This is a genomic window from Okibacterium fritillariae (assembly GCF_052783725.1).
Map to the genome: position 1 here is coordinate 3,123,470 of NZ_CP199917.1, position 22,744 is coordinate 3,146,213.

Below are 22,744 nucleotides of genomic sequence, written 5' to 3' on the forward strand. Positions count from 1 at the left end.
TGGTGGTCTTGTGATATCCATATTCTGGTGCTCGAGCATGTTAGCTGGTACGGTCTGTTCATCGGCGGGTGCGCTAGGGTTCACCACCCTCTCGGGCACCGCCGCCTGTCGGCCAGCCGAAGGAGATGCCGTGAAGACAAGGTTCCCGCTCACGCGCCGGGTCGCGAGCCTGCTCGCCGCGGGCGCCCTGGTTCTCGGCCTCGCCGCCGGGCCCGCGCAGGCTTCGAGCAGCGCTCTCTCCGATCCACTCCTCGAAGCCACGGCGCGCGACACCTGGTCATCGCTGGTCGCCATGACCGACGAGCGCACGGGCCTCACCGCCGACGGCATCGCGGGGGACCTCGAGCCCGGCTCCCGATCGGGCTACACCTCCACCACCAACGTGGGCGGCTATCTCTGGTCGACCGTCGCCGCGCGCGACCTCGGCATCATCACGCCCGTCGAAGCGAGCCAACGGCTCGCCGCGACTCTCGGCACCCTCGAGACCATGCCGCGACACGCCGCGAGCGGCATGTTCTGGAACTGGTATCGACCGGTCGACGGGCAACCGGTGATCGATACGAACTCCGACGGGTCGACGAAGCCCCCGTTCGCCAGTTCTGTCGACAACGCCTGGCTGGCCGCCGCCCTGCGCGTCGTCGTGGGCGCCGAAGCCTCCCTCGCCGCGCGAGCCACGGCCCTCTACGACAGCATGGACTTCTCGGTGTTCTACGATCCCCGGGCGGTGAGCGCCCGCGGCACGGGCCTCAACCGAAACGGCTTCTGGCCCACCTCGCCCGCCGAATGCAGCATCCCCGGCAATTTTCAGAGCGGTCACACCGAGACGCTCTTCTACAACTGTTCGGCCTACGACACGACGGTCAGCGAGACGCGGATGACGACCTACCTCGGCATCGACAAGGGCGAGGTGCCCGCGAGCTCGTTCTACGGCACCCTGCGCACCATGTCGCCGGGGTGCGACGCCGACTGGCAGGAGCACAAACCGCACGGCGTCTCGCGCACCTACGACGGCATCACGGTCTTCGAGGGCACCTACCGCTACCGCGGCATGAGCATCGTGCCCGGGTGGGGTGGCAGCATGTTCGAGGCGCTCATGCCCGACCTGTTCGTGCCAGAGGCGTCGTGGGGGCCGCGTTCGTGGGGGCTCAATCATCCGCTGACCGTGCGCGCCCAGAAGGAACACGGCATCGACGAGGCAGGGTACGGCTTCTGGGGCTTCTCCCCCGCGAGCGATCCGTTCGGCGGCTATGCCGAATACGGGGTCGACGAGCTGGGCATCAAGGACGACGGCTATCACTCCGACCGCGAGCGCACGAACGTCGACCGCGATCATGCCGACTGCAACACGGGCACCAACCCGGCACCGACCTTCGGCGACGGAGTCGTCACACCGCACGCGAGCTTCCTGGCCCTCGGCTACGACCGCGCCGGCGTGCTCGACAACCTGGGCCGGTTGCGGTCGCAATTCGAGTCATACGGCCCCGGCGGTTTCTACGACGCCGTCGCGGTGCGTAGCGGCACGGTGGCGAAGCGCTACCTCTCTCTCGACCAGTCCATGATCATGGGCGCCATCCTCAATGCCGAGCGCGGGGATGCCCTCAAGGGGTACTTCGTCGACGAGCGATTCGAGAACGCCATCCGGCCGCTCATGCAGGCGCAGATCTTCGGCTCGAGCGCCAGCCCCGAGGCCCCCGCGTTCACGGCGCCCGCCTCGGGACATCCGCTTCCGGCCGGGCCGGTCGACTTCGAGGGCACGGGAGAACCGGGCGCGATCGTCACGGTCGGGGGCGTCGACGGACCCGTCGACGGGCCCGTCGCCGACGCCGGCGGCCCGACACCCGATTCGCACGGCGCGAGTTCCGCGGCTGGAGGAGCGGCAGGCCGCGCCGATGAGCTGTGTCGCGCGGTCATCGGGGCGAACGGCACCTGGGCGTGCACGGCCGCCGACACGAGTGGAGTGGGAGACTCCGTCGCCCTGAGCTCGCGCGCCGACGACGGCGTCGTGGCCCGCGGCGAGCCACTGTCGCTCGTCGCCGTCGTCCCCACGGCGACACCCTCGCCCACGGCCACACCCACAACGCCCCCGACACCGACACCGACACCGACACCGACGCCCACCCCCAGTCCGACACCCACGGCCACACCGACGCCGTCGGTCACTCCCGTTCCCAGCCCAACGCCCTCCCCTACCGTCGTGCCTACGCCTACGCCTACGCCTACGCCGACGCCGACACCCACGGCCACACCCACGGCGACGGCAACGCCGGCACCGACCGCTCCGCCGACCGGAACCCCCACCGCAGAGCCGACGGCTGAACCCTCACCCGATCCGACGGCAACCCCGTCACCCACCGCCACGCCGTCGCCCACCGCGCCTGCGCCCAACACCCCCACACCTCCAGGCCCCGACGACCCGACGGCGCCGACATCCGCCCCCACCGCGCCGGGCCCGAACGGCCCGTCCACCCCCGGTCTCGTCTCCCCCTGGTCCGCGCCCGCAGACCCCCTCGCCGACCCCTCGAACGTGCACCCGGCCACGGAATGGCCGCACCGGGGGCGGCCATTCCTCTCCCTGACCGGCCCCTCCGAGATCGTCTTGGCGGTCGCCGCCGTCCTCGGCGGCCTGGCGCTCACCCTCGGGCTCCTCGCCACGCGACGAGGCCACCGCCGCCACGGCACCGCAGACGAGTAACCTCCGCCGCACCGCTGGCGAGGAACCCTCGCGGCACCGCCGGTGAGACATCCGATCGCCCGCACACACGCAGAAGCGGCCGCATCCGAGTGGATGCGGCCGCCGACGCGTGTGAGGCCGGGCCTCAGTCGAACGCGATCAGGCGAGACCGCCGCGCTTCGCGACATCCCCGAGCCACGCGAGGCTGGGCTTCGGCGTGCGCACGAACGTTTCGCGATCGACCGCGATGAGGCCGAACGTGGGACGGAAACCCGACGCCCATTCATAGTTGTCGAGCGCGGACCAGTGCTGGTAGCCGAGCACCTCGACGCCGTCCTCCATGGCCGCGTGCAGGCCCGCGAGCGCGCCCTCGGTGTAGGCGATGCGGCGCGTGTCGTCGGCCGTGGCGATGCCGTTCTCGGTGACGATGACGGGCGTGTGGTCGCTCTTCTCCCACGCGCTGCGCACCCCCATCTGCAGGGCATCCGGGAAGAATTCCCAGCCGGTGAGCGTGGTCTCGACCTCGTCCGACACGGGCAGGGGGCCTTCTGGCCCGATGAACGTGCGTGTGTAGGCCTGCACGCCGACGAAGTCGTCGCCGGCGGACTGCTCGAGGTACCAGTCGTCGCGCGGGTAGCCGTATTCGTGCAGCTTCTCGTCGGCGCCGGGCTCACCCGTGGAGTGGAACGCCTGCGTGGCGACCGTCCAGCCGCTCTTCACGTGCGACAGCTGCGAGAGCACCTCGCGCGAGCGGTGGTGCGATTCGAGCAGTGTGTCGGCGACGCCGAGGTCGGGGTTCGGCAGACCGAAGGCGACGAGATTAGAGGCATCCTCACCACCGGCCAGCATGGCGGCGATGTTGGGCTCGTTGATGGTGCACACGTAGGTGACGTCGTCGAGGATGGGCAGCACGGCCTCGGTGTAGCGCGCGAACAGGTCGGCGGCGTCATCCGCTCGCCAGAAGCCGTCGTCGAACATCCAGCGCGGCACCGTGAAGTGCATGAGCGTGACGGTCGGGTCGAGGCCCAGGTCGCGCGCCGTGTCGACCATGCGGCGGTAGTGGTCGAGCTCGGCCCGCGAGAAGTAGCCACGCTCGGGTTCGATGCGCGCCCACTCGATGCTGAAGCGGTAGGAGTTGAGCCCGGCTTCTGCCAAGAGCTTCATGTCTTCGGGGTAGCGGTGGTAGCTGTCCATGGCATCACCCGAGGGTTCGACCATGTTCGAGTTCTCGGCGTGCTCCATCACCCACCAGTTGCTGTTGATGTTGTTGCCTTCGATCTGGTGCGCGGCGGTCGCCGCACCCCAGAGGAATCCGTTCGGGAAGCTCTTCACGATTCTCCTTGAGCTGATGGTTGGGGACGAGAGGGGGCGTCACGCGGCGGCGTGTGCGCCCCAGAAATCTGCGAGGGTGTCGGCCGTGGCCTCGGGCGCCTCGACCTGTGGCGAATGCGCGCCGCCGGGAATGACGGCATACTGCGCCCCCAGCCGTTCGGCCATGTCGCGCTGCCAGTCGATGGGCCACTTGTCGTCGTGCTCGCCGTGGGCCACGAGCGTCGGGATGCGGGCCTGCCGCAACTCGTCGGTCGTGTCGGGGTCGTTGCGCAGGATGTCGGCAGCCGAGAGCAGGTTGTCGCTCGACGTGCGTTCGGCGCGCAGCCGCAGGAACGCCCGCTCGGGGTCGAGGTGCGCGTCGGAGACCCCGTGCGTGTCGGGGTTGTCGCGGTACCAGAGCCCGATGCTGCCACCCGCGGCGACGGTGTCGGTCGTGTCCTGGTGGCGCCCCGGCCATCCGTTCGGGCCCGAGCACAGTAGCGTCAGGCTGCGGAATGCTTGCGGCTGGGCGATGGCGGCCGCGCGCGCGACGCATCCGCCGAAGCTATGGCCGAGCAGGTGCACGGGCTGCCCGTCACCGACGAGCCCGGCCACCTCGATGGCGTCCCGGGCGAAGTCGGCGAGCGCATAGTTCTCGACACCCGAGGGCGCCGCCGAATCGGCCTGACCGCGCTGGCTATAGGCATAGACCTCGAAGCCGCGTTCGGCCAGCAGGGGCACGAAGGTGCGGAAGTCCTCTTTCGACCCGGTGAACCCGGGCACGATCAGCACTGTCCCGCGCGCCAGGCCCGAGGGTTTCACGTGGAACGCCGTCAGCTCGCCCACCGCGGCCGGCAGCGCGACGACCGAGACGCCGTCGCCGACCGGGAGCGCCCCGAAGGGAGCGATCTGCCGAAACTCCGCCACTACGCAGCACCCCGCTTCGCCCGCGCCGGGTTCGGCACGGCATCGAGCAACTCGATCGTGTAGGGGTCGGTCGGATGCCGCAGCACATCGGCCGTGGCCCCGCGCTCCACCACGCGGCCCTGGTTCAGCACCATGATGTTGTCGGTCACGAGCCGCGCGCTCAGCAGGTCGTGCGTGATGTAGAGCATCGAGACACCCCACTGCTCGCGCAGGTCCTCGAGCAGCGCCAGCACGCCGGCGCGCAGCGAGACGTCGAGCATCGACACGGGTTCGTCGGCGATCAGCACCTGAGGGTCGCTCGCGAGTGCGCGGGCGATGACCACGCGCTGCCGCTGCCCGCCCGAGAGCTGGTGCGGCAGCTTGGCGGCGAACTGCTCGACGGGCGAGAGCCCCACCGTCTCGAGCAACTCGAGCACGCGCGCGCGGGCGGCGTCGCCGCGCAGGTCGGTGAAGTTGAGCACGGGTCGCGTGAGCGTGTATTCGACCGTGTGCAGCGGGTTGAGCGCGGCATACGGGTCTTGGAACACCATCTGCACGTTCGAGTGCAGCGACCGCAGCTGGCGGCGCCCCAACTTGTCGATCTGCAGGTCACCGAAGCGCACGGCCCCCGAGGTCGGTTTCTCGACGCCCGTGATGAGCTTGGCAATGGTCGACTTGCCCGAGCCCGAGGCGCCCACGAGCGCGAGCGACTGCCCGGGTTCGAGCGTGAAGGACACGTTGTCGACGGCGGTCACGGGCTTCTCGCCCCGGCGTGGCGGCGGGTACACCTTCGACACGGCGTCGACCACGATGGGCGAGTCGGCCGAGCGGGCCCCGCGCGTGCGCACCGAGGCGGGCGAGCTGGCCACGTCGGCGCGCGTCGCTCCGCGGGCCTTGCGCGTGGCCAGGTCGATGAAGCCGGGCAGCTCGACGACCTCGGCGCGCGGGTCGGCGTAGTGGCTCAGCAGCATGCGCGTGTAGTCATCCTGGGGGCGTTCGAGGATGTCGATCGACGGCGCGTCTTCGACGATGCGACCCTCGTGCATGACTAGCACGCGGTCGGTGGCCTCGAGCACGATGCCCAGGTCGTGGCTGATGAGCACGGCCGTGAAGTTCTCGCTCTTCTGCAGCGACATGATGGTGTCCATCACGGCGTGCTGCACGAGCACGTCGAGCGCCGTGGTCGGCTCGTCGAACACCATCAACTGGGGTTCGAGCGAGAGCGCGAGGGCGATCGACACGCGCTGACGCATGCCGCCCGACAGCTCGCCGGGGTAGCGGTCGAGCACCTCGGGTTTGAGCCCCACCTTGGTCACCAATTCGACCTCACGCGTGGCCCAGCGGGCGCGCTGGACGTGCCCGTGCGCCTTGAAGATGTCGACGAAGTGGTTGCGAATCGTGCGCACCGGGTTGAGCGCATTCATGCCCGATTGCAGCACCATTGCGAAACCGCCCTGGCGCTGTTCGCGCAGCTGCTCGGCACCCAATTCGCGGATGTCGACGCCGCCGAACAAGATCTGTCCGCCGTTGGTGCGTGCCGGCGGTTTCTGCAGCCGCGTGAGCGCGAAGCCCAGCGTGGACTTGCCCGAACCCGACTCCCCCACGAGCCCGATGAACTCGCCGCGCTTCAGCTGGAAGGAGACGTGGTCGACGGCCTGCACGGGCTCGGAGTCGTGCGACTCGTAGACGACCGAGAGGTCGCGCACCTCGAGCAGCAGCTCGGAGGCGGAGGGGGCGGGGGTGGTCACGGCATCCGTATTCGTCATTTGGAACCCTCTCGTAGGCGCGGGTTCGAGATCCCGTCGACGCCGAAGTTGATCAAGGTGAGGCTCGTCGCGAGCAGGGCGATGCAGAGGCCGGGCGCGAACAGCAGCACCCACTGGCCGGTCAGTAGCGCGTTGGAGTTCTGCGCCCAGAAGAGCATGGTGCCCCACGAGACGGTGGTCGAGTCGCCGAGCCCCAGGAATTCGAGGCCGGCCTCGGCGAGGATGGCGGCCGTCGCGGCCCCGAAGAAGCTGCCCACGATGAGCGACGTCATATTGGGCAGGATCTCGCGGAACACGATGCGGAACGCGCTCTCGCCCGAGAACCGAGCAGCCGTCACGAAGTCGCGCGACCGCAGCGACTGCGTCTGGCTGCGCAGCACGCGAGCGCCCCACGCCCATCCCGTGATCACGATGACCGCGATGATCATCGCGATGCCGCCGTTCTGCAGGTAGGCCGCGATGACGATCATGAGCGGCAGGCCCGGAATGACGAGGAACAGGTTGACGATGAAGTTGATGACGTCGGCGATGAAGCCGCGCACATAACCCCAGCTCAAGCCGATCAGCACGGCGACGACGGTGGAGAAGAAGCCGGCGACGAAACCGACGAACACGCTCACGCGGGTTCCGTAGATCAGCTGCGAGAGCACGTCTTCGCCGGCCGCCGTGGTGCCCAGCCAGTGGGCGGCGGAGGCATCCGACGATCGTTCGAAGCCGTCCTGCGAGCCCCCGTAGGGCGCGATCAGCGGCGCGAAGATGGCCACCAGGATGAAGAGGCCCAGGATGATGAGGCCGAGGCGCGACTTCCAGTTCGACCACAGGGTCGACCCGATGCGGGCCACGGTCTTCCAGCGACTCGGGCGCCCGACCGGCGCATCCGACACGGTCTTGATCTGCTCTGTGGTGGTCATCGGCGGGTCCTAGGGTCGAGAACGCCGTACAAGATGTCGACGAGGAAGTTGGCGATGAGCACGCTCACGGTGATCATCAGGAAGAGGGCCTGCATGAGCGGGTAGTCCTGGTTGACCACCGAGTTGTACAGCAGGTAGCCGATGCCCGGGTAGTTGAACACGCGCTCGACCAGGATGGAGCCGCCCACCACACCGCCGAGCGCCAGGCCGAAGCCCGTAAGGTTCGGCAGGATGGCGTTGCGGGCCGCGTAGCGCAGGGCGACCGTGCGACTCTTCAGACCGTTGGCTTCGGCGAACGTCACGTAGTCGTCGCCCAGGGTGTTGATCATGGCGTTGCGCATGCCGAGGATCCAGCCGCCCAGCGAGGTGACGAGAATCGTGAGCGCCGGCAGGGCCGCGTGATAGAGCGCGTCGCTGATGAAGGCCCAGTCGAACGCGGGCGTGGCCGTTGGCCCATAGGCGCCCGAGGTGGGGAACCAGTGGAACACGTAGCCGGCGAAGAAGAGCAGCAGCAGGGCGGTCCAGAAGTAGGGGAACGCGCTGGCGAAGGTGCCCGTCAGGGTGGGCAGGGCGTCGAGCCAGGTGCCACGCTTCCAGGCCGCGAGCACACCGGTCAGGGTGCCGAGCACGAAGGCCACGATGGTCACGGTGCCGACGAGGATGATCGTGTAGGGCAGCGCCTGCGTGACGAGCTCCGAGACGGGCTGCGGGTAGAACGTGAACGAGGTGCCGAAGTCGAGGGTGACGACCTGGCGCAGGTAGTCCACGTACTGCTGCCACAGGTTGCCCGTCGGCAGGCCCAGCTGGGCCTCGATGGCCGCGCGCGTGGCCTCTGAGACGGGGCCGTTCTGCGACAGCTTGGCGATCGCGGCGTCGGCCGGGGTGCCCGGCATCAGTCGCGGCAGGAGGAAGTTCAGGGTGACGGCCGCCCACAGGGTGAGCAGCAGCAGCCCGACTTTACGGAGTGCGTAGGCCACGGATCACTCACCGTCTTTCTGGGTTTTCTTCAGCGACGTGAAGATGAGGAGCGGGGTGGATTCGTAGGTCATGAGCGACGCATAAGGGTTCTCGGCGGTCGGCCATCCGGTGAACTTGGTCGTGTTGTAGAGGCCCCACGAGCCGCCGTAGTACACGCCGATGGCGGGCACCTGGTCGTACATGACCTTCTGTAGTTGGTAGCCGTAGTCGAGCTGGTCCTTCTCGTCGATGGCCACGCGGAACTTCGCCAGGATGTCGTCGACGGCCGGGTCGGAGAAGCGCTCGAAGTTGTTCGTCGCCTCCTCGCCCGCCGGCACGACGAACTCGCTCGACAGCAGACCGTTGAAGTCGCGGTAGACGTCACCCGTTCCGCCGATCGCGCCGATGGTCATGTCGTATTCGCCGTTGCGCATGGCGAGCTGGTAGGCGGCGGGCTGGGGCTGCACGACCTTCACGGTGATACCGATGTCGCCGAGCTGCTTCTGGATCTGCTGCACCGCGCGCAGCCAGTCGGTGTACCCGTTCGCCGTCATGAGCGAGAACTCGAGCGGTTTGCCCGCGGCGTCGACGAGTTTGCCGTCGCGCGGGGTGTAGCCGGCCTTCGCGAAGTATTCGAGCGCCAAGGCGGTGTCCTGCGTGACCTTGCCGTCGTTCGGCAGGTCGGGGCTCAGGAAGTCCTTCTGGTTGGGCAGCAGCAGGTTGTTCTGGCCGGCGCCCTGCATGTAACCCTCGGTGGCAGCGTCGGCGATCTTGTCGCGGTCGATGGCGTGCGAGAGGCCTTGACGGAAGTTGATGTCGTTGAACGGAGCCTTCGTCAGGTTCGGCAGCATGGCGATGGTGCCGCCCGGCGGGAACCAGTACTTGTTGTCCTTATTCGCAGCTCCCCACGTGCCCTCGACGTCGGAGATGTACTGGTAGGCCCAGTCATACCCCTTCGAGACCGTGTCGAGCTGCGTGTTGCTCGCGGGCAGCACGAGGTGTTCGGCGGCGACCTTGTCGGCCTGCCAGTAGCGCTTGTTCTTGTCGAGCGTGTACTGCTGCGGCGCGAAGTTGCCGAGCGTGTACGGGCCGGTGCCCACCGGCTCCACGTTGCGGAACGTGCCCGGGTCTTTCACGTCTTTCCAGATGTGCTCGGGCACGATGCGCGTCTGCGCGATCAGGTTGGCCGCCGGCACGTCGGGCTGGCTCAGGTGAATCGTGACGGTGTTGCCGGATGTCTCGACCGTGTCGATGTACTGCCACGCGCCGAGCATGTCGAGCGTCGGGTATTTCTTCAGCAGCTGGAAGGTGAAGTCGACATCCCTGGCCGTGAAGGCCTTGCCGTCGGACCATTTCACGCCTTCGCGCAGGGTGAAAACGATGGTCGAGGCGTCGGGCTGCTCGGTGGATGCCGCGAGCCACGGCGTTCCCTTACCGTCGAGGTTGTTGATGACCGTCAGCGGCTCATAGATGTAGAACGCGCCGATGCGCTTGTTCGCGAGGTAGGGGTTGAAGTTCTTCTCGAACATGGGCGAGCCGTTGTCGGCGCCGATGAGCATGGTGTCGTCGGGGATCGACGGGTCGGGCTGGCTCTCGATCTGAATGCTGCAGCCGGATGCCACGAGCGCGACGGCCGTGAGCAGTGCGACGGCCGCGGCACGCGCGCGTCGTCGAGGTCGGCGCGGGCCGGACCGGACTGGGTTGTCGGCGCGGGATTCGCGCCGGGGTGTGTGCGTCATTGACACCGTTTCGTCCTCATGTCTTCTCTGTCACGAGGCAGTCCGTGGGGGCTGCGCTGTTGTGGGGCTCGACGATCTTTTGTCGACGGACGCTCGGGGGCGCGTCCGCAAAACCGAGTGTAAGCGCATACATTCGTGGAGCGCAAGAGCGGATGTCGAGGCGACCTGCACAGCCACGATGTCCGCCCGAGTCTGAGGGCAGCTCGCAGCGCCCAGCGAACTGCGGCATCGCTCGGCAACCGTCAACCGGGCTCAGCGGCGTTCGGACGACTCGCGCAGCAGCACCTTCACGGGCAACCGGATCGACAGCGGTGCCTGCTCGCGATCGTCGAGCCGGCGGGCCATCACCTGGATGGCCGCGCGCCCCAGGTCGTCCATGGGCTGACGGATCGTGGTGAGTCGCGGCGTGGCGAGCGCACCGGCCTCGATACCGTCGAAACCCGTGACCAGGACGTCTTCGGGCACGCGGATGCCTCGGGCCTGCAACGCCTCCATGAGCCCCAGCGCGGTCTGGTCGTTCGCGCACACGATGGCTCGCGGCATCCGCTCGCCCGCCGCCAGTTCGGCCGCCGCCCGACGACCCGCTTCGCGCGTGAAGTCGCCGCGCAGGATCGGCACGGTCGAGGCGTCGACGCCGCGGGCCTCGAGGGCCTGGCAGAAGCCCTCCCACCGCTCGGCGTCGTCGGGCGAGTCGGCGGGGCCCGAGAGGTAGAGCAGCTCATCGGGTTCGAGCCCCGCGGCGACGTGCTCGGTGAGCGCGCGCATGCCCTCGGTGTTGGCGACCGACACGTGGTCGTAGGCGTCCTCGCGGCGCGGGCCGGCCACCACGACGACGGGCACACGACGGGACAACTGGGCCAGCACGTCATCGGGCACGCTCTGCGCCAGCATGACGAGTCCATCGACGCGGCCCGCCATATCGCGCACGGTCTGCTCGGCGTTGTCACCGCGTCCGATGCCGACCATGAGCACGAATCCGCGGCGCCAGGCCTCGAGCTCGGCACCGCGCAACACCTCGTCGAAGTAGAGGTTCAGCTGACGCACCTCGGAGGGGCCGCCGATGTCGTCGACGAGCTCGGCGCCGGTCGCGTGCGGGGCGTCGTCGGCACCCGTGAACACCGCGTCATCGATCTCGTCCATGGCGTCGAAACCCGGGAAATACAGGCCCAGCACACCCGTGCGCCGCGCGGCCAGGCCGCGGGCTGCGCCCGACGGAACATAACCGAGCTCGCCCACCGACGCGAGCACCTTCTCGCGCGTCGCCGCGCGCACATCGTCGGGCCGCGTGAGCACGCGCGACACCGTGGCGATCGACACCCCGGCGTGCGCGGCAACGTCATAGACGGTGGGTGCCTTGGCCATCCCGCAATCCTATCGAGCGGCCTCTTCGCTCGGGTCAGCCCCGTCCGCCGACGAACGCGAAGTCGTGGGGCGTGATCAGGAACCAGTACCAGATCATGAGCATCGTCACGAGGAAACCCGTGAGGTAGTTCAGTGTGAGGAAGCGCCGCCATCCCCGGTTCGCGGTTTCGGCCGTGGCGTCGGTCACGTTCCAGAAGACCGCGGAGTTCGCGGCATAGGGCAGCACGAGCAGTGCGGCGAGCGGCCCCGGCCACAGCGTCGGCAGCATGAGCACGCCCGCCAGCAGGTAGACGATGACGGACACGCGCACGGTGGGTCGCGCCCCGATGACCGTCGCGACCGAGCCGATGCCCGCCTCACGATCGGCCAGGATGTCTTGCACCGCGCCGAACGCGTGGCTCGCGATGCCCCACAGGAAGAATCCGGCGAGCAGCGACAGCAACTGCAGGTCACCCAGGTCGGCGCCCGCGAGCGCCAGCGCATAGACGGCCGGGCTGACGAAGTGCGTGCTCGACGTGAGCGAATCGATGAACGGCCGCTCCTTGAATCGCAGCCCCGGCGCGCTGTAGGCGACGACCGCGAAAACGCTCACCGCGAGCACCAGCCACGACAGCGGCGAACCCACGATCACGAGATATACCAGGAACGGTATGTTCGATCCCACGGCGGCCAGCAGCGTCACGCGGTGCAGTCTGCGATCGAGAACCGCGCCCTCGACGCCGCCCTTGCGCGGATTGCGCATATCGGACTCGTAGTCGAAGACGTCGTTGATGCCATACATCGCGAGGTTGTAGGGGATCAAGAAATAGATCGTGCCCACCCAGAACGTCACGTCGAGACGCCCGGTCGTCAGCAGATAGGCGGCGGCGAACGGAAAGGCCGTGTTCACCCAGCTGATCGGGCGCGACGACAGCAGCAGCGTTCTAACGGTTTTCATTGCGCCTCCCGAGCAGCACCCACAGCGACGGTAGCAGCAGCCCGGCCGCGATCGCGTAGGCGAAGTCCTCGAGCGGGGCCGCTCCGAGGAACGCGCCGCTGATACGCGCCGGGTCATAGGCCACCAGCCCGATGCTGATCATCACGTTGTCGAACACGGCGGTGAAGGCCAGCAGGATGACGAGGGCCCCGGCCACGGCGCCCACGAAACGCCCCGCGCCCCCGCGTCGCTGCGACACGACCACGGCGGCCACGAACACGAGCGCCGCCGGCACCAGGAACCACAGGTTGAGCAACCAATACGTCATCGCGCCGCACCGCCCCGCCGTGCGGTCACGTCGGCACCCGCGCCGCCCCGCACCCGGCGCCGGTCGGCCGCAGCGGTCAACGCCAGCCCCACCCCGGCGAACAGGTTCATCGCGAAGTAACACAGCAGGCACAGGAAGAACACTTCCTCGAGCGGCAGCTCGGTCCCCACGAGAACGCCCGTCATGAAGCTCGTCTCGCCGCGAAAGAAGATGCCCAACGTGATGCCGAAGACATCCCACACCAGGAAAAACACGACCCCCACCACGAGGATCACGGCTGCGCGCACGGGACCGCGCCAGAAGAAGAGGCGGAACCGCCGGTCGAGCATGACCATGCCCGTGAGCGAGACGGCGAGCGCCGCCAGGTAGATGAGCCCCATGCGGTTCAGCGCTGTCGGCGTCGAATCAACGGCTCGGGCAGCGGCCCCGTCGACGTGTCACCGTGCACGCGCTTGAGCACCAGCTCGGCGCTGATGAGGCACATGGGCAGCCCGATGCCGGGAATCGACGACCCGCCGGCGTAGTAGAGCCCGGTCACCTTCTTGCTCACGTTGCCGGCGCGGAAGAAGGCGCTCTGCGACAGGATGTGTGCGGGCCCGAGCACTCCGCCCTTCCACGAGTTCAGGTCCCGCTCGAAGTCGGCCGGTCCCACCTCTTCGCGCACGACGATGCGCTCCTCGAGGTCGGGGATGCCGGCCCACTCGGCGATCTGTCGGATGGCCGCGTCGCCGATCTGGCGCACCCGGTCGTCTCCGGCGCCGCCGATGCTCGGGTCGGCCGGGATCGGGATCAGCACGAAGAGGTTCTCGTGCCCCTCGGGCGCGACACTGTCGTCGGTCGCGCTCGGGCGGCAGACGTAGATCGACGCGGGGTCGGGAACCGAGGTCGGCTCGCCGAAGATGCGGCCGAAGTTGTCGGCCCAGTCCTCGGTGAAGAAGAGCGAGTGGTGCAGCAGCTCGGGCAGTTCGCCGCGCACACCGAGGTACAGCAGCACGGCGCCGGGGCCCGAGGTCTTCTTCTGCCAATACTTCTCGGGGTAGGTCTGCAGGTGCGGCGGCAGCAATTGCGTCTCGGTGTGGTGCAGGTCCGCGGCCGACACGACGATCTCGGCGTTGAGCGTGCGCGCCTCGCCGTCGGCATCCACATAGGCGACACCGGTTGCGGCCGGGCTCTGACCGCCCGCGGTGAGGATGGCTGTGACATCCGCGTTCGTGACGATCTCGACGCCCTCCTCGCGGGCCAGGTCGGCGATGGTCTCGATGAGCCGCACGAAGCCGCCCTGCGGGTAGAGCACGCCGTCTTCGAGGTCGAGGTGGCTCATGAGGTGGTACATGCTGGGCGTCGAATACGGCGACGACCCGAGAAACACGGCGGGGTAGCCGAGCACCTGGTTCAGCCGCGGGTCTTGCACATAGCGCTTGGTGAACGACGACAGCGGTTCGGCGAGCAGCCGCAGCAGCTTGGGCGTGCGCGAGAGCACATCGGGCCGCAGCAGCGGCAGGAACGACTGGAAGGTCGTGTAGAGGAAGCGCTTCTTCGCCATCTCGTAGGTGTCGGCCGCCGAGTCGAGGTAGTCGGCCATGCGCGCGCCCGCCCCCGGCTCGATCTCGTCGAACAGGGCCAGGCTCTTCTCGCGATCCGAGCGGATGTCGAGGGTGTCGCTTCCCCGCCCCTCGAAGAACACGCGATACCCGGGGTCGAGCGGCGTCAGCTCCAGTTGTTCGGCGCTCGTCGTGCCGAGCAGCTTGTAGAAGTGGTCGAACACCTCCGGCATGAGGTACCAGCTGGGCCCGGCGTCGAAGCGAAAACCGTCGCGTTCGCGCAGCCCGGCGCGGCCACCGACGTCGTCACCGCGTTCGAGCAGGGTGACGCGTTTGCCGTCGCGGGCGAGCAGCGCGGCCGTCGCGAGTCCCGTGATGCCGCCCCCGATGACGACGACCCGTTCGTTCTCGGTGATCTCGATCATCGGGGCATCCTTCCGGCCGCGGCGCGCGCGGCGAGCGCGGCCTTGACGGGGTTGGGCACACGCACGCGCGTGCTGGCGAGGGTGGCGGCGGGGGTCGCGCGAATGCGTTCGTTCAATTCGGCGAAGAGCGACTGGGCGAGCACGACGGCGCGGCGGCTCGACGCGGGCAGCTCGGGCAGCACGGCCGCCGAGATGGCGAGGTCGGTGTCGATATCGGCCACGAGCCGGTTCTTGTCGGCTTCGCCGAAGGCGTCGAGGTGCACACCGGGGAAATAGTTGCGGCCGAGCACATCGAAGTCGGCCGACAGGTCGCGCAGGAAGTTGACCTTCTGGAACGCGGCACCGAGGTGTTGCGCGCCATCCACGAGCCGGCGTTCCTGCTCAGGCGAGACGCGGTGGCCGTGCAGGAAGGTCTTGAGGCACATGAGCCCCACCACCTCGGCCGAGCCGTAGACGTAGGCGTCGAAGCTCTCGGGCGTGTGCTCGGTCTCTGAGCAGTCGGCGCGCATCGACGCGAAGAAGGGTTCCGTCAGCTCGCGCGTGATGCCCACGCGGCGGGCGGTGAGCGCGAAGGCGTGCACGACCAGGTTGGTGCTGTACCCGCGTTCCACGGCCCGGTCGGTCTCGGCCTCGAGCGCGTCGAGTTCGGCCAACACCGCGGCTCCGTCGAGACCGGCATCGGATGCCACACCATCCACGATCTCGTCGGCCAGACGCACCAGCGCATAGATGTTCTGCACGTGCACGCGCACACTCTCGCCGAGCAACCGCGTGGCCAGCCCGAACGACGTCGAGTAGTGCTTGATCACCACGGCGGCCGTCTGCACGGCGACCTCGTCATAGAGGCGGCGGCCCGTCAGCGGTTGGCCCGAGCGCGGGGCCTTCGGCGGCGTCATCGCGCGCGCTCCAGCACGTTCGCCACGATGGGTCGCAGCTCGTCGCGCGTCGCCACGGGGATCGACGGGGAGGTCAGGGCCTCCCACGCCCGGTTCGCGTAGTCGCGCGCCAGCGCCTCGGTGTAGGCCCGCGCGCCACACTCCTCGAGCACCGCGCGGATCTTCTCGGCGCCGTCCTCTTCGAGTGCCGGCGATCCGAACAGTTCGCGCACGCGCATCCATTCTTCGCGGGTCGAGGCGTAGGACACCAGGACGGTGCGCTTGCCCTCGCGCAGGTCACCGATGGTCGACTTGCCGGTCGAGCGCTCGTCGCCGAACACCCCGAGCACATCGTCGACGATCTGGTAGGCAATGCCGATGAGCCGGCCGAATTCGCCGAGAGCCGTCACGGTCGCGTCGTCGGCGCCGGCGAGAACGGCGCCCGATTGCAGGGGCGCCTCGAACGAGTAGACGGCCGTCTTCAGCCGTTCCATGTCGACGACCTCGTCGACGGTCGGGGCTTCGGGCCGCAGCGAGAAGTCCACGTCAGCCAGCTCGCCGGCCGCCGACGCCGACACCGCGCCGTCGAGCAGTTCCCGCAGACGCAGGCGGGTCACGTCATCCGCGCCGGTGCGATCGACGAGACCATAGGCGCCCGACAGGGCGAGGTCGCCCGCGATGACGGCCACCGACATGCCGCGGTGTTCGGCGGCGGGGGTGGCGAAACCGGCGGTCGTGGCCTGGTCGCGATAACTGCCCGACACGTTCGGGATGCCGCGGCGCACGAAGTCCCGGTCGATCACGTCGTCGTGCACGATCAGGGCGGTGTGCAGCATCTCGTAGGCGGCCGCGAGCTGTCCCGCGGCGGGCAGGTCGTCGCCGCCCAGCGACACGTACGCGGTCATCACCATGCGGGGTCGAAAGCGCTTGCCCCCCGACGTGTTCTGCTCGATGACGTTCCACAGTTTCAGGTAGCCGTCGCCCCACTGTTCCGCGCGGCGTTTCGCGAGCACGAAGTAGCGTTCCAGCGCCTCTTCCGCGTGCCGCAGTCCGCGAGAGGAGCTCTCGACCAGATCGGGATGGTCCATACTTTTGAGGCTACTTCATCGTTCTGAGAAATTAGTACGCTGGCTGACCATTTGGAGCACCCCTTGCTGTGGCGCAGAATAGGGGTATGACTTCGTCCGTCGAACAAGTGGTGCTCCTCGCAGAGGATGGCGCCCCGATCGGCGTCGCCGACAAGGCCACCGTGCACGATCTCGATACCCGCCTTCACCTGGCCTTCTCGTGCCACGTGTTCGACGAGGCCGGCCGCATCCTCGTCACGCGCCGCGCGCTGTCGAAGCTCACGTGGCCGGGCGTGTGGACGAACTCGTTCTGCGGCCACCCCGGCCCGGGCGAGGACCTCACCGAGGCCGTGCACCGACGCGCCGAACAGGAGCTCGGCATCCCCGCGGGTGCCCTGCTCTCGCTTGAAGCCGTTTTGCCCGATTTCCGCTACCGCGCGGTCGATGCCTCGGGCGTCGTCGAGAACGAAATCTGCCCCGTCTACCGCGCGATCGTCGACGCGAGCGCATTGCAGCCGAGCGCCGACGAGGTCGCCGAGTACTTCTGGGCCGAGCCGCACACGCTGTTGTCGGCCGTCGAGGCCACGCCTTTCGCGTTCAGCCCCTGGCTCACCCTGCAGCTGCCGGGCGTCATGGCGGCGCTGCACGCGGTCTAGGCTCCCGGCGCTCCCGCGTCGGTCACGCTCACGTCGGTGCGGTGGAAGTTGAACGACGAGCGGGATGCGGTGGGCCCGCGCTGCCCCTGATACCGCGAGCTGTATTCGGCCGAACCATACGGTTTCTCGGTCGGCGACGACAGCTGGAAGAAGCACAGCTGTCCGATCTTCATGCCGGGCCACAGCTTGATGGGCAGGGTCGCCACGTTGCTCAGTTCGAGCGTGACGTGGCCCGAGAACCCGGGGTCGATGAAGCCGGCGGTCGAGTGCGTCAGCAGTCCGAGTCGGCCGAGCGAGCTCTTGCCCTCCAGCCGGGCGGCCACGTCATCCGGCAGCGTCACCTGTTCGTAGGTTGCGCCGAGCACGAACTCGCCCGGGTGCAAGATGAAGGGCTCGTCGGGTTTCGTCTCGATCAGGCGCGTCAGCTCGGGCTGGTCCTCGGACGGGTCGATGAACGGGTACTTGTGGTTGTCGAAGAGCCGGAAGTACCGGTCGAGGCGCACGTCGACGCTGGATGGCTGCACCATCGCGTCGTCGGAGGGCGCGAGCCCGATGCGCCCGGAGGCCAGTTGAGTCTTGATGTCCCTGTCGGATAGCAGCACGCGCACAGTTTATCGACGGCCGGGCCGCCCCCGCTGACACACTTGCTAGGATGTCGGAAGCGCCCACCCCTGCGGCGAGCGCCACCCCGGGCCCCGGCCCGACACTTCGCGGATGTAGTTCAATGGTAGAACTTCAGCTTCCCAAGCTGATAGCGCGGGTTCGATTCCCGTCATCCGCTCACTTTCTTCAGCGCGTCACGTCCCACAGGTGATGCGCCGGGTCGTGCACGAAGTAGCGCGCCAGCGTGTCCACGGTGAACCGCGAGCCGTCGCTCCGCAGCCCCTCGCGTCCGCGCAACTCCGCGGGCACGCGTTCGAAGTCGGCCGCCACCCGCTCGGCCGCCGCGACGAGTTCCCGCGCCACCACGTCGGGGTCCTGTGCGGCGTAGTTCTCCTCCACCGCCGTGCGGTCCTGATCCCAGTCCTCGAATTCGGGCGCGTCCTCTTCGAGCATGAGCGCCAACCGCGTGTCGAACCGGCGGAACACATCGCGCACGTGCGCCGCATACTCGAGCGCCGACCAGGTGGCGTCGTCGGGTCGCTCGGCCACATCGGCGCGCTGCAGCACGGCGGGCCACGCCCGAGCGTTCTCGCGCACGAGGCCGGGCACCTCCTCATAGGGCGTCGCCGACGAGTCGAAGCCGCACTCGTCGCACCGCCGCTCCAACACCCAGGTCCAGTTCTTCGTATCAGGCTCGATCGTCATGCCCACACCCTATGAATGGATGCCGCGCCACCGCCGCCCCACAACCGCCACCCTCCCCCGACATCCCGCCACGGGCTAACATCGCACCCATGACCTTCTCCTTCGAGCCCGCGATCGTCGACGCCGTCCTCAAGCACATGAACGAGGACCACCCGGAAGACAACCTGCTCATCGCACGCGCCTTCGCCACCGAGGCGGCGGACGGCGCCACGATGACGGGCCTCGACGGCGACGGTGGCCTCTGGCAGGTGCGCTCCGGCACCGCCACGGCCGACGTGCGCGTGCCCTGGTCGAGCGCTATCACGGAACGCTCGGAAATTCGTCGAGAGATCGTCGTCCTTTACGACCGCGCGTGCGAGAAGCTCGGCGTGACGCCCCGCCCGCACGACTGAGCACCGGGCTCGGTGATTCCGCCCGAATTATCCTCTGACCAGGCTTTAGATATTCACCTACCACACGCCTACTCGCGCACGCCAGGCCCCCCACGAATTGGCACCAAACCTATTCTGTGAGTCCTCCGAATGAATAACATGTGCAAACAACCGTTGCACTCAGTTATTTGGAGGAACTCAAATGCGCACATCACCTAACCGCCTCGTGGCATCCGTCTTCGGTGCCGTCTACCTGCTCGTCGGTCTGCTCGGCTTCATCGTCGCCGGCGGCGTCGGCTTCATCGCCACCGAGGGTGGCCTGCTGCTCGGCATCTTCGAGGTCAACCCGCTGCACAACATCGCCCACCTGCTCATCGGTGCCGCCCTGTTGATCGCCGGTCTGTCCAACACGGCCGCCGCCAAGTCGGTCAACGTCACCATCGGTGCCGTCTACCTGCTGCTCGGTATCGTCGGGTTCTTCCTCGTCGGCACCAGCCTCAACATCCTCGCCCTGAACACGGCCGACCACTTCCTGCACCTCGCCAGCGCCATCGTGCTGCTGGGTGTCGGTCTCGCCGCCGACAAGGCCACGCCCCGCTCGGTTGCCGTCTAACCGATACACACCATCACGATTCGGCCAGGAATAACGGAGAGAGGAGTCACCGTGTCTCACACGACGCGCATCTGGATGGCATTGGCCAGCTTGGGGGCTGGTCTCGTGCACCTCGCCATCGGCGCGGGCTCCCCTCTCCCCCTGGCGATCTTCCTCATCGGTTTCGGTGTGGCCGAGATCGTGTGGGGCCTGTTAGTCATGGCTCGCGCGCACACTGTGTTGCCGCGCACCGTCATGGTGGCCTCGCTCATCCCGGTCGCGCTCTGGGCGCTGCTTCTCACGGTTTCGATCGTGGCGGGCAGTTCATCCCTGGCTTCCACCGTTCCCCTCCTCCCGATGGCAGTCGGGTCCCTGTTGAATCTCTATGTGTCGGGGTCGCTCGCCGTGGCCCGCCGACGTTTCGATCGCAAATCGGATGCTGCGGCATCCGTGTCGTCGACGACGTGGGCAGATGCGGCGGCGGGTCAGCCCCAAGCGGGCCGCTATGTTCTCGGCCTGGTGTTCGGCGCCCTGCTCGTTTCGGGCATGGTGACGCCGGCGCTGGCCGCCACGAACGCGGGTCAGTATGCCGTTCCCCACGGCTCGCACGGATTCGACGTGACCGATGGGGGTCACAGCAACCACTGAGGCATCCGCGGTTCGCGCCGCACGGTGTCCGATCGAGCGGGCGTCATCCAGACTTCGAGTCGGGATGACGCCCGCTTCGTTTTCGCCCCGAGGACTGGACAACCGCGGTTCCCCTCCCACTAAACTAAGCCTTACCTAACTTCGCCTTGTCTCTGGGAGCCGCCATGACACCCGTAATCCCCTTCTCCGCCGCCCTGCGCGAGCGCACCCGCACGGGTCACTCCTCGAGCGAGGGCGCCGACTTCATGGGCGATCTCATGAGCGGCAAGGGCACGCGCGACGACTACGTCTCCCTGGTGGCTCAGCACTACTTCATCTACGAGGCCATCGAGCGTTCGGCCGAGCAGATGAAGAACGACCCCGTGGCCGCCCCCTTCATCTCCTCCAAGCTCACGCGCCTGCCCGCCATCGAAGAAGACCTGCGCTTCCTCATCGGCGACGACTGGCTCGAGCGCATCGAGCCGCTCGCCACCACGCGCGCCTATGTCGCCCGCATCAACGCGGTCGGCGCCACCTGGGCCGGCGGCTTCGTGGCGCACCACTATACGCGCTACCTCGGCGACCTGTCGGGCGGCCAGATCATCCGCACCCTCATGCAGCGCCAGTTCGGCTTCGACACCAACGGCGTCGGCTTCTACCTCTTCGGCGACATCGCCAAGCCGCGCGAGTTCAAGGACGTCTACCGCGCGCAGCTCGACGCCGTGCCGTGGGACGACGCCGAGCGCGATCGCGTCATCGACGAGGTTCTGCTCGCCTACCGCTTCAACACCGAGCTCTTCATCGACCTGGCCGAGCAGAAGGCCGTCCGTGAGGGCACGTCCACCGAGGCCGTCGTCGCCTAGTCACCACGGCCGCCGTCCGCTGGGACGTGGCGCGCAGATCGGCGCGGCGCGAGGAAGCCCCGCCGTTTGCCGCTTCATCGTCGTGGGCCCGCTGAAGCGCGCGTGCCGGTACGCCCGCCGCTCAACACTTCCGGATCATTGAGCCAGCGATCGACTCGGCGACCGCGTCCGCGCCTACGCTTGCGCAACAGCTCACGATTGCGGCCGAGCGCGCCGATCGCGTTTTCTAGCGCTCGATGCCCCGCATGAACCGCTCGACGTCCTTGTCGACGATGACGTCGGAGGGCCGCAGCGGTCGCGTCAGATACAGCCCCTCGAGCGCGGTCAACCGGCTCAGCGCCACATAGGTCTGCCCGGGGCTGAACGCGCGCGCCCCGAGGTCGACGATCGCGCTGTCATACGTCTTGCCCTGTGATTTGTGGATGGTCACGGCCCACGCCAGGCGCAGCGGGAACTGCGTGAACTCCGCGACGATCTCCTTGCGCAGCTGCTTGGTCGCGGCCGAGTACGTGTAGCGGTACTTTTCCCACACGACGGGTTCGACTTCGAACTCGTGCCCCTCGACATCCACCCAGACGTTCGCGTCGATCTTGGTGACCTGCCCGATGGTGCCGTTCACCCAGCGCTGGCCGTCGCCTCCGCCGCCGGCGTCGTTGCGCAGGAACATGACCTGGGCCCCGACCTTCAGCTCGAGCGCCTCGTCGGCCGGGTAGGCCCCTTTGCCGAAGTCGCCCGACACCTCGGCTTTCGCGGTCAGCGCGCGGCCCGGCAGCTTGGCGAGCGAGGCGTGGTTGATGCGGTTGACGGCGTCGTTGCGGCTCGCCAGCGTGATGGTGCCGTCGTCGGGCGGGGTGCGCGCGCCCGTGCTGTTGAGCACGCCGGCGATCTCGGCCGTCACCTGTCCGTGCCGCACGGCGTTCAGCATGTATTTGAAGTGGTCGTCGGATTGCCGGTGGATCTGCCCCAGCTCGATCACGTTGAGCGGCGTCTCATGCCACACCTTCGCGTCGAAGAACCAGAACGAGCGGTAGTTGTCATTGATGTATTCGAGCTCATCGCCGCGGCCGGGCACGGGTGCCAGCTGGTAGGGATCGCCGAAGAGCACCACCTGTACGCCGCCGAAGGGTTCGAGGCGGCGCTGCCGGGCCTGGCGCAGGCTGCGGTCGATGCCGTCCATCAGGTCGGCGTTCACCATCGAGACTTCGTCGATCACGAGCGTGTCGATGCTGTTCAGCAGTTTGCGCACGTTGTCGGGCTGGTCGAGGTCGTGGTCGGCGATCAAACCGATGGGCAACCGAAACAGCGAATGGATGGTCTGGCCGCCCACATTGAGCGCTGCAACCCCGGTCGGCGCGCAGATGACGATCTGCTTCTCGGTGTTCCACGACAGGTGGTTGAGGAGCGTCGATTTTCCCGTGCCGGCGCGGCCCGTGATGAACAGATTCTCGCGCGTCTCCTCGATCCGCTCGAACACCGCCTGCTGTTCGGCGGAGAGGGTGATCTTGTTCTTCACGGCTGCCTTCGTAGTGCGGCGATCGGGCTCCTTTATGAT

At 68.0% G+C, this 22,744-nt stretch carries 22 protein-coding genes and 1 tRNA gene; 7 read left to right on the forward strand and 16 right to left on the reverse strand.

Translation table 11 applies throughout. From position 1 onward, the window contains the following. Window positions 1-130: 130 nt before the first annotated feature. Complete coding sequence (locus tag ACUWEX_RS14335) at window positions 131-2,692, forward strand: glucoamylase family protein (RefSeq protein WP_445996684.1); 2,562 nt, start codon at window positions 131-133, stop codon at window positions 2,690-2,692. Between the two features lie 138 nt (window positions 2,693-2,830). Here the strand turns inward: ACUWEX_RS14335 and ACUWEX_RS14340 are convergent, their stop codons facing one another. From ACUWEX_RS14340 to ACUWEX_RS14400, 13 genes are all read right to left on the reverse strand, one after another. Next, window positions 2,831-4,003: a glycoside hydrolase family 1 protein gene (locus tag ACUWEX_RS14340; protein WP_445996685.1), complete on the reverse strand. Its 1,173-nt coding sequence runs from the start codon at window positions 4,001-4,003 to the stop codon at window positions 2,831-2,833. 39 nt (window positions 4,004-4,042) lie between these two features. Then, window positions 4,043-4,909, reverse strand: a complete 867-nt coding sequence (locus tag ACUWEX_RS14345) for an alpha/beta fold hydrolase (RefSeq protein ID WP_445996686.1) — start codon at window positions 4,907-4,909, stop codon at window positions 4,043-4,045. After that, window positions 4,909-6,654 (reverse strand): ABC transporter ATP-binding protein, encoded by a 1,746-nt coding sequence (locus ACUWEX_RS14350; protein WP_445996687.1) that lies wholly within the window; start codon window positions 6,652-6,654, stop codon window positions 4,909-4,911. Before ACUWEX_RS14350 ends, ACUWEX_RS14345 begins: the two co-directional genes overlap by 1 nt. After that, window positions 6,651-7,565, reverse strand: a complete 915-nt coding sequence (locus ACUWEX_RS14355) for an ABC transporter permease (RefSeq protein ID WP_079728833.1) — start codon at window positions 7,563-7,565, stop codon at window positions 6,651-6,653. The genes ACUWEX_RS14350 and ACUWEX_RS14355 overlap by 4 nt, the downstream gene beginning before the upstream one ends. After that, the gene (locus ACUWEX_RS14360; RefSeq protein WP_077054675.1) at window positions 7,562-8,542 is read right to left on the reverse strand and encodes an ABC transporter permease; all 981 of its coding nucleotides are present in this window, start codon (window positions 8,540-8,542) and stop codon (window positions 7,562-7,564) included. Before ACUWEX_RS14360 ends, ACUWEX_RS14355 begins: the two co-directional genes overlap by 4 nt. A 3-nt stretch (window positions 8,543-8,545) precedes the next feature. Next, window positions 8,546-10,261 (reverse strand): ABC transporter substrate-binding protein, encoded by a 1,716-nt coding sequence (locus ACUWEX_RS14365; protein WP_445996688.1) that lies wholly within the window; start codon window positions 10,259-10,261, stop codon window positions 8,546-8,548. A gap of 252 nt (window positions 10,262-10,513) precedes the next feature. Then, window positions 10,514-11,623, reverse strand: a complete 1,110-nt coding sequence (locus ACUWEX_RS14370) for a LacI family DNA-binding transcriptional regulator (protein WP_445996689.1) — start codon at window positions 11,621-11,623, stop codon at window positions 10,514-10,516. A 34-nt stretch (window positions 11,624-11,657) separates the two neighbouring features. Next, on the reverse strand, window positions 11,658-12,560 hold the full coding sequence (locus ACUWEX_RS14375) for a prenyltransferase (protein ID WP_445996690.1): 903 nt from the start codon (window positions 12,558-12,560) through the stop codon (window positions 11,658-11,660). Further along, the gene (locus tag ACUWEX_RS14380) at window positions 12,547-12,867 is read right to left on the reverse strand and encodes a lycopene cyclase domain-containing protein (protein ID WP_079728837.1); all 321 of its coding nucleotides are present in this window, start codon (window positions 12,865-12,867) and stop codon (window positions 12,547-12,549) included. Before ACUWEX_RS14380 ends, ACUWEX_RS14375 begins: the two co-directional genes overlap by 14 nt. Beyond that, window positions 12,864-13,247: a lycopene cyclase domain-containing protein gene (locus ACUWEX_RS14385; RefSeq protein WP_079728838.1), complete on the reverse strand. Its 384-nt coding sequence runs from the start codon at window positions 13,245-13,247 to the stop codon at window positions 12,864-12,866. The genes ACUWEX_RS14380 and ACUWEX_RS14385 overlap by 4 nt, the downstream gene beginning before the upstream one ends. Window positions 13,248-13,252: 5 nt before the next feature. Continuing rightward, window positions 13,253-14,833, reverse strand: coding sequence for a phytoene desaturase family protein (gene crtI / locus ACUWEX_RS14390; protein ID WP_445996691.1), 1,581 nt, complete (start codon window positions 14,831-14,833; stop codon window positions 13,253-13,255). Next, window positions 14,830-15,729: a phytoene/squalene synthase family protein gene (locus tag ACUWEX_RS14395; protein WP_445996692.1), complete on the reverse strand. Its 900-nt coding sequence runs from the start codon at window positions 15,727-15,729 to the stop codon at window positions 14,830-14,832. The genes crtI and ACUWEX_RS14395 overlap by 4 nt, the downstream gene beginning before the upstream one ends. Next, on the reverse strand, window positions 15,726-16,796 hold the full coding sequence (locus ACUWEX_RS14400) for a polyprenyl synthetase family protein (RefSeq protein WP_079728841.1): 1,071 nt from the start codon (window positions 16,794-16,796) through the stop codon (window positions 15,726-15,728). The genes ACUWEX_RS14395 and ACUWEX_RS14400 overlap by 4 nt, the downstream gene beginning before the upstream one ends. 86 nt (window positions 16,797-16,882) lie before the next feature. Here ACUWEX_RS14400 and idi point away from each other — a divergent pair, with 86 nt between their 5' ends. Continuing rightward, entirely contained in the window at window positions 16,883-17,431 is a 549-nt protein-coding gene (gene idi, locus ACUWEX_RS14405; protein ID WP_079728842.1) for an isopentenyl-diphosphate Delta-isomerase, read from the forward strand. On the opposite strand, the gene dcd is transcribed toward idi, so the two are convergent. Then, window positions 17,428-18,033 (reverse strand): dCTP deaminase, encoded by a 606-nt coding sequence (dcd, locus tag ACUWEX_RS14410; RefSeq protein ID WP_445996693.1) that lies wholly within the window; start codon window positions 18,031-18,033, stop codon window positions 17,428-17,430. The genes idi and dcd overlap by 4 nt on opposite strands. A gap of 108 nt (window positions 18,034-18,141) precedes the next feature. Between dcd and ACUWEX_RS14415 the strand changes: the two genes are divergently transcribed. Continuing rightward, a tRNA-Gly gene (locus tag ACUWEX_RS14415) sits at window positions 18,142-18,212 on the forward strand. Between the two features lie 8 nt (window positions 18,213-18,220). Here the strand turns inward: ACUWEX_RS14415 and ACUWEX_RS14420 are convergent. After that, window positions 18,221-18,739 (reverse strand): DinB family protein, encoded by a 519-nt coding sequence (locus tag ACUWEX_RS14420; RefSeq protein ID WP_445996694.1) that lies wholly within the window; start codon window positions 18,737-18,739, stop codon window positions 18,221-18,223. Between the two features lie 89 nt (window positions 18,740-18,828). On the opposite strand from ACUWEX_RS14420, the gene ACUWEX_RS14425 reads away from it, so the two are divergent. From ACUWEX_RS14425 to ACUWEX_RS14440, 4 genes are all read left to right on the forward strand, one after another. Beyond that, the gene (locus ACUWEX_RS14425; RefSeq protein WP_445996695.1) at window positions 18,829-19,131 is read left to right on the forward strand and encodes a DUF2470 domain-containing protein; all 303 of its coding nucleotides are present in this window, start codon (window positions 18,829-18,831) and stop codon (window positions 19,129-19,131) included. A 181-nt stretch (window positions 19,132-19,312) separates the two neighbouring features. After that, window positions 19,313-19,723, forward strand: a complete 411-nt coding sequence (locus ACUWEX_RS14430; protein WP_445996696.1) for a DUF4383 domain-containing protein — start codon at window positions 19,313-19,315, stop codon at window positions 19,721-19,723. A 51-nt stretch (window positions 19,724-19,774) separates the two neighbouring features. Next, window positions 19,775-20,350 carry a hypothetical protein gene (locus ACUWEX_RS14435; protein WP_445996697.1) on the forward strand — a complete coding sequence of 192 codons (576 nt, stop codon included), beginning with the start codon at window positions 19,775-19,777 and terminating at the stop codon, window positions 20,348-20,350. 164 nt (window positions 20,351-20,514) lie between these two features. Then, window positions 20,515-21,192 (forward strand): biliverdin-producing heme oxygenase, encoded by a 678-nt coding sequence (locus ACUWEX_RS14440; RefSeq protein ID WP_445996698.1) that lies wholly within the window; start codon window positions 20,515-20,517, stop codon window positions 21,190-21,192. Window positions 21,193-21,418: 226 nt separating this feature from the next. Here the strand turns inward: ACUWEX_RS14440 and ACUWEX_RS14445 are convergent, their stop codons facing one another. Beyond that, window positions 21,419-22,705, reverse strand: a complete 1,287-nt coding sequence (locus ACUWEX_RS14445; RefSeq protein WP_445996699.1) for an ATP-dependent DNA helicase — start codon at window positions 22,703-22,705, stop codon at window positions 21,419-21,421. Window positions 22,706-22,744 lie beyond the last annotated feature (39 nt).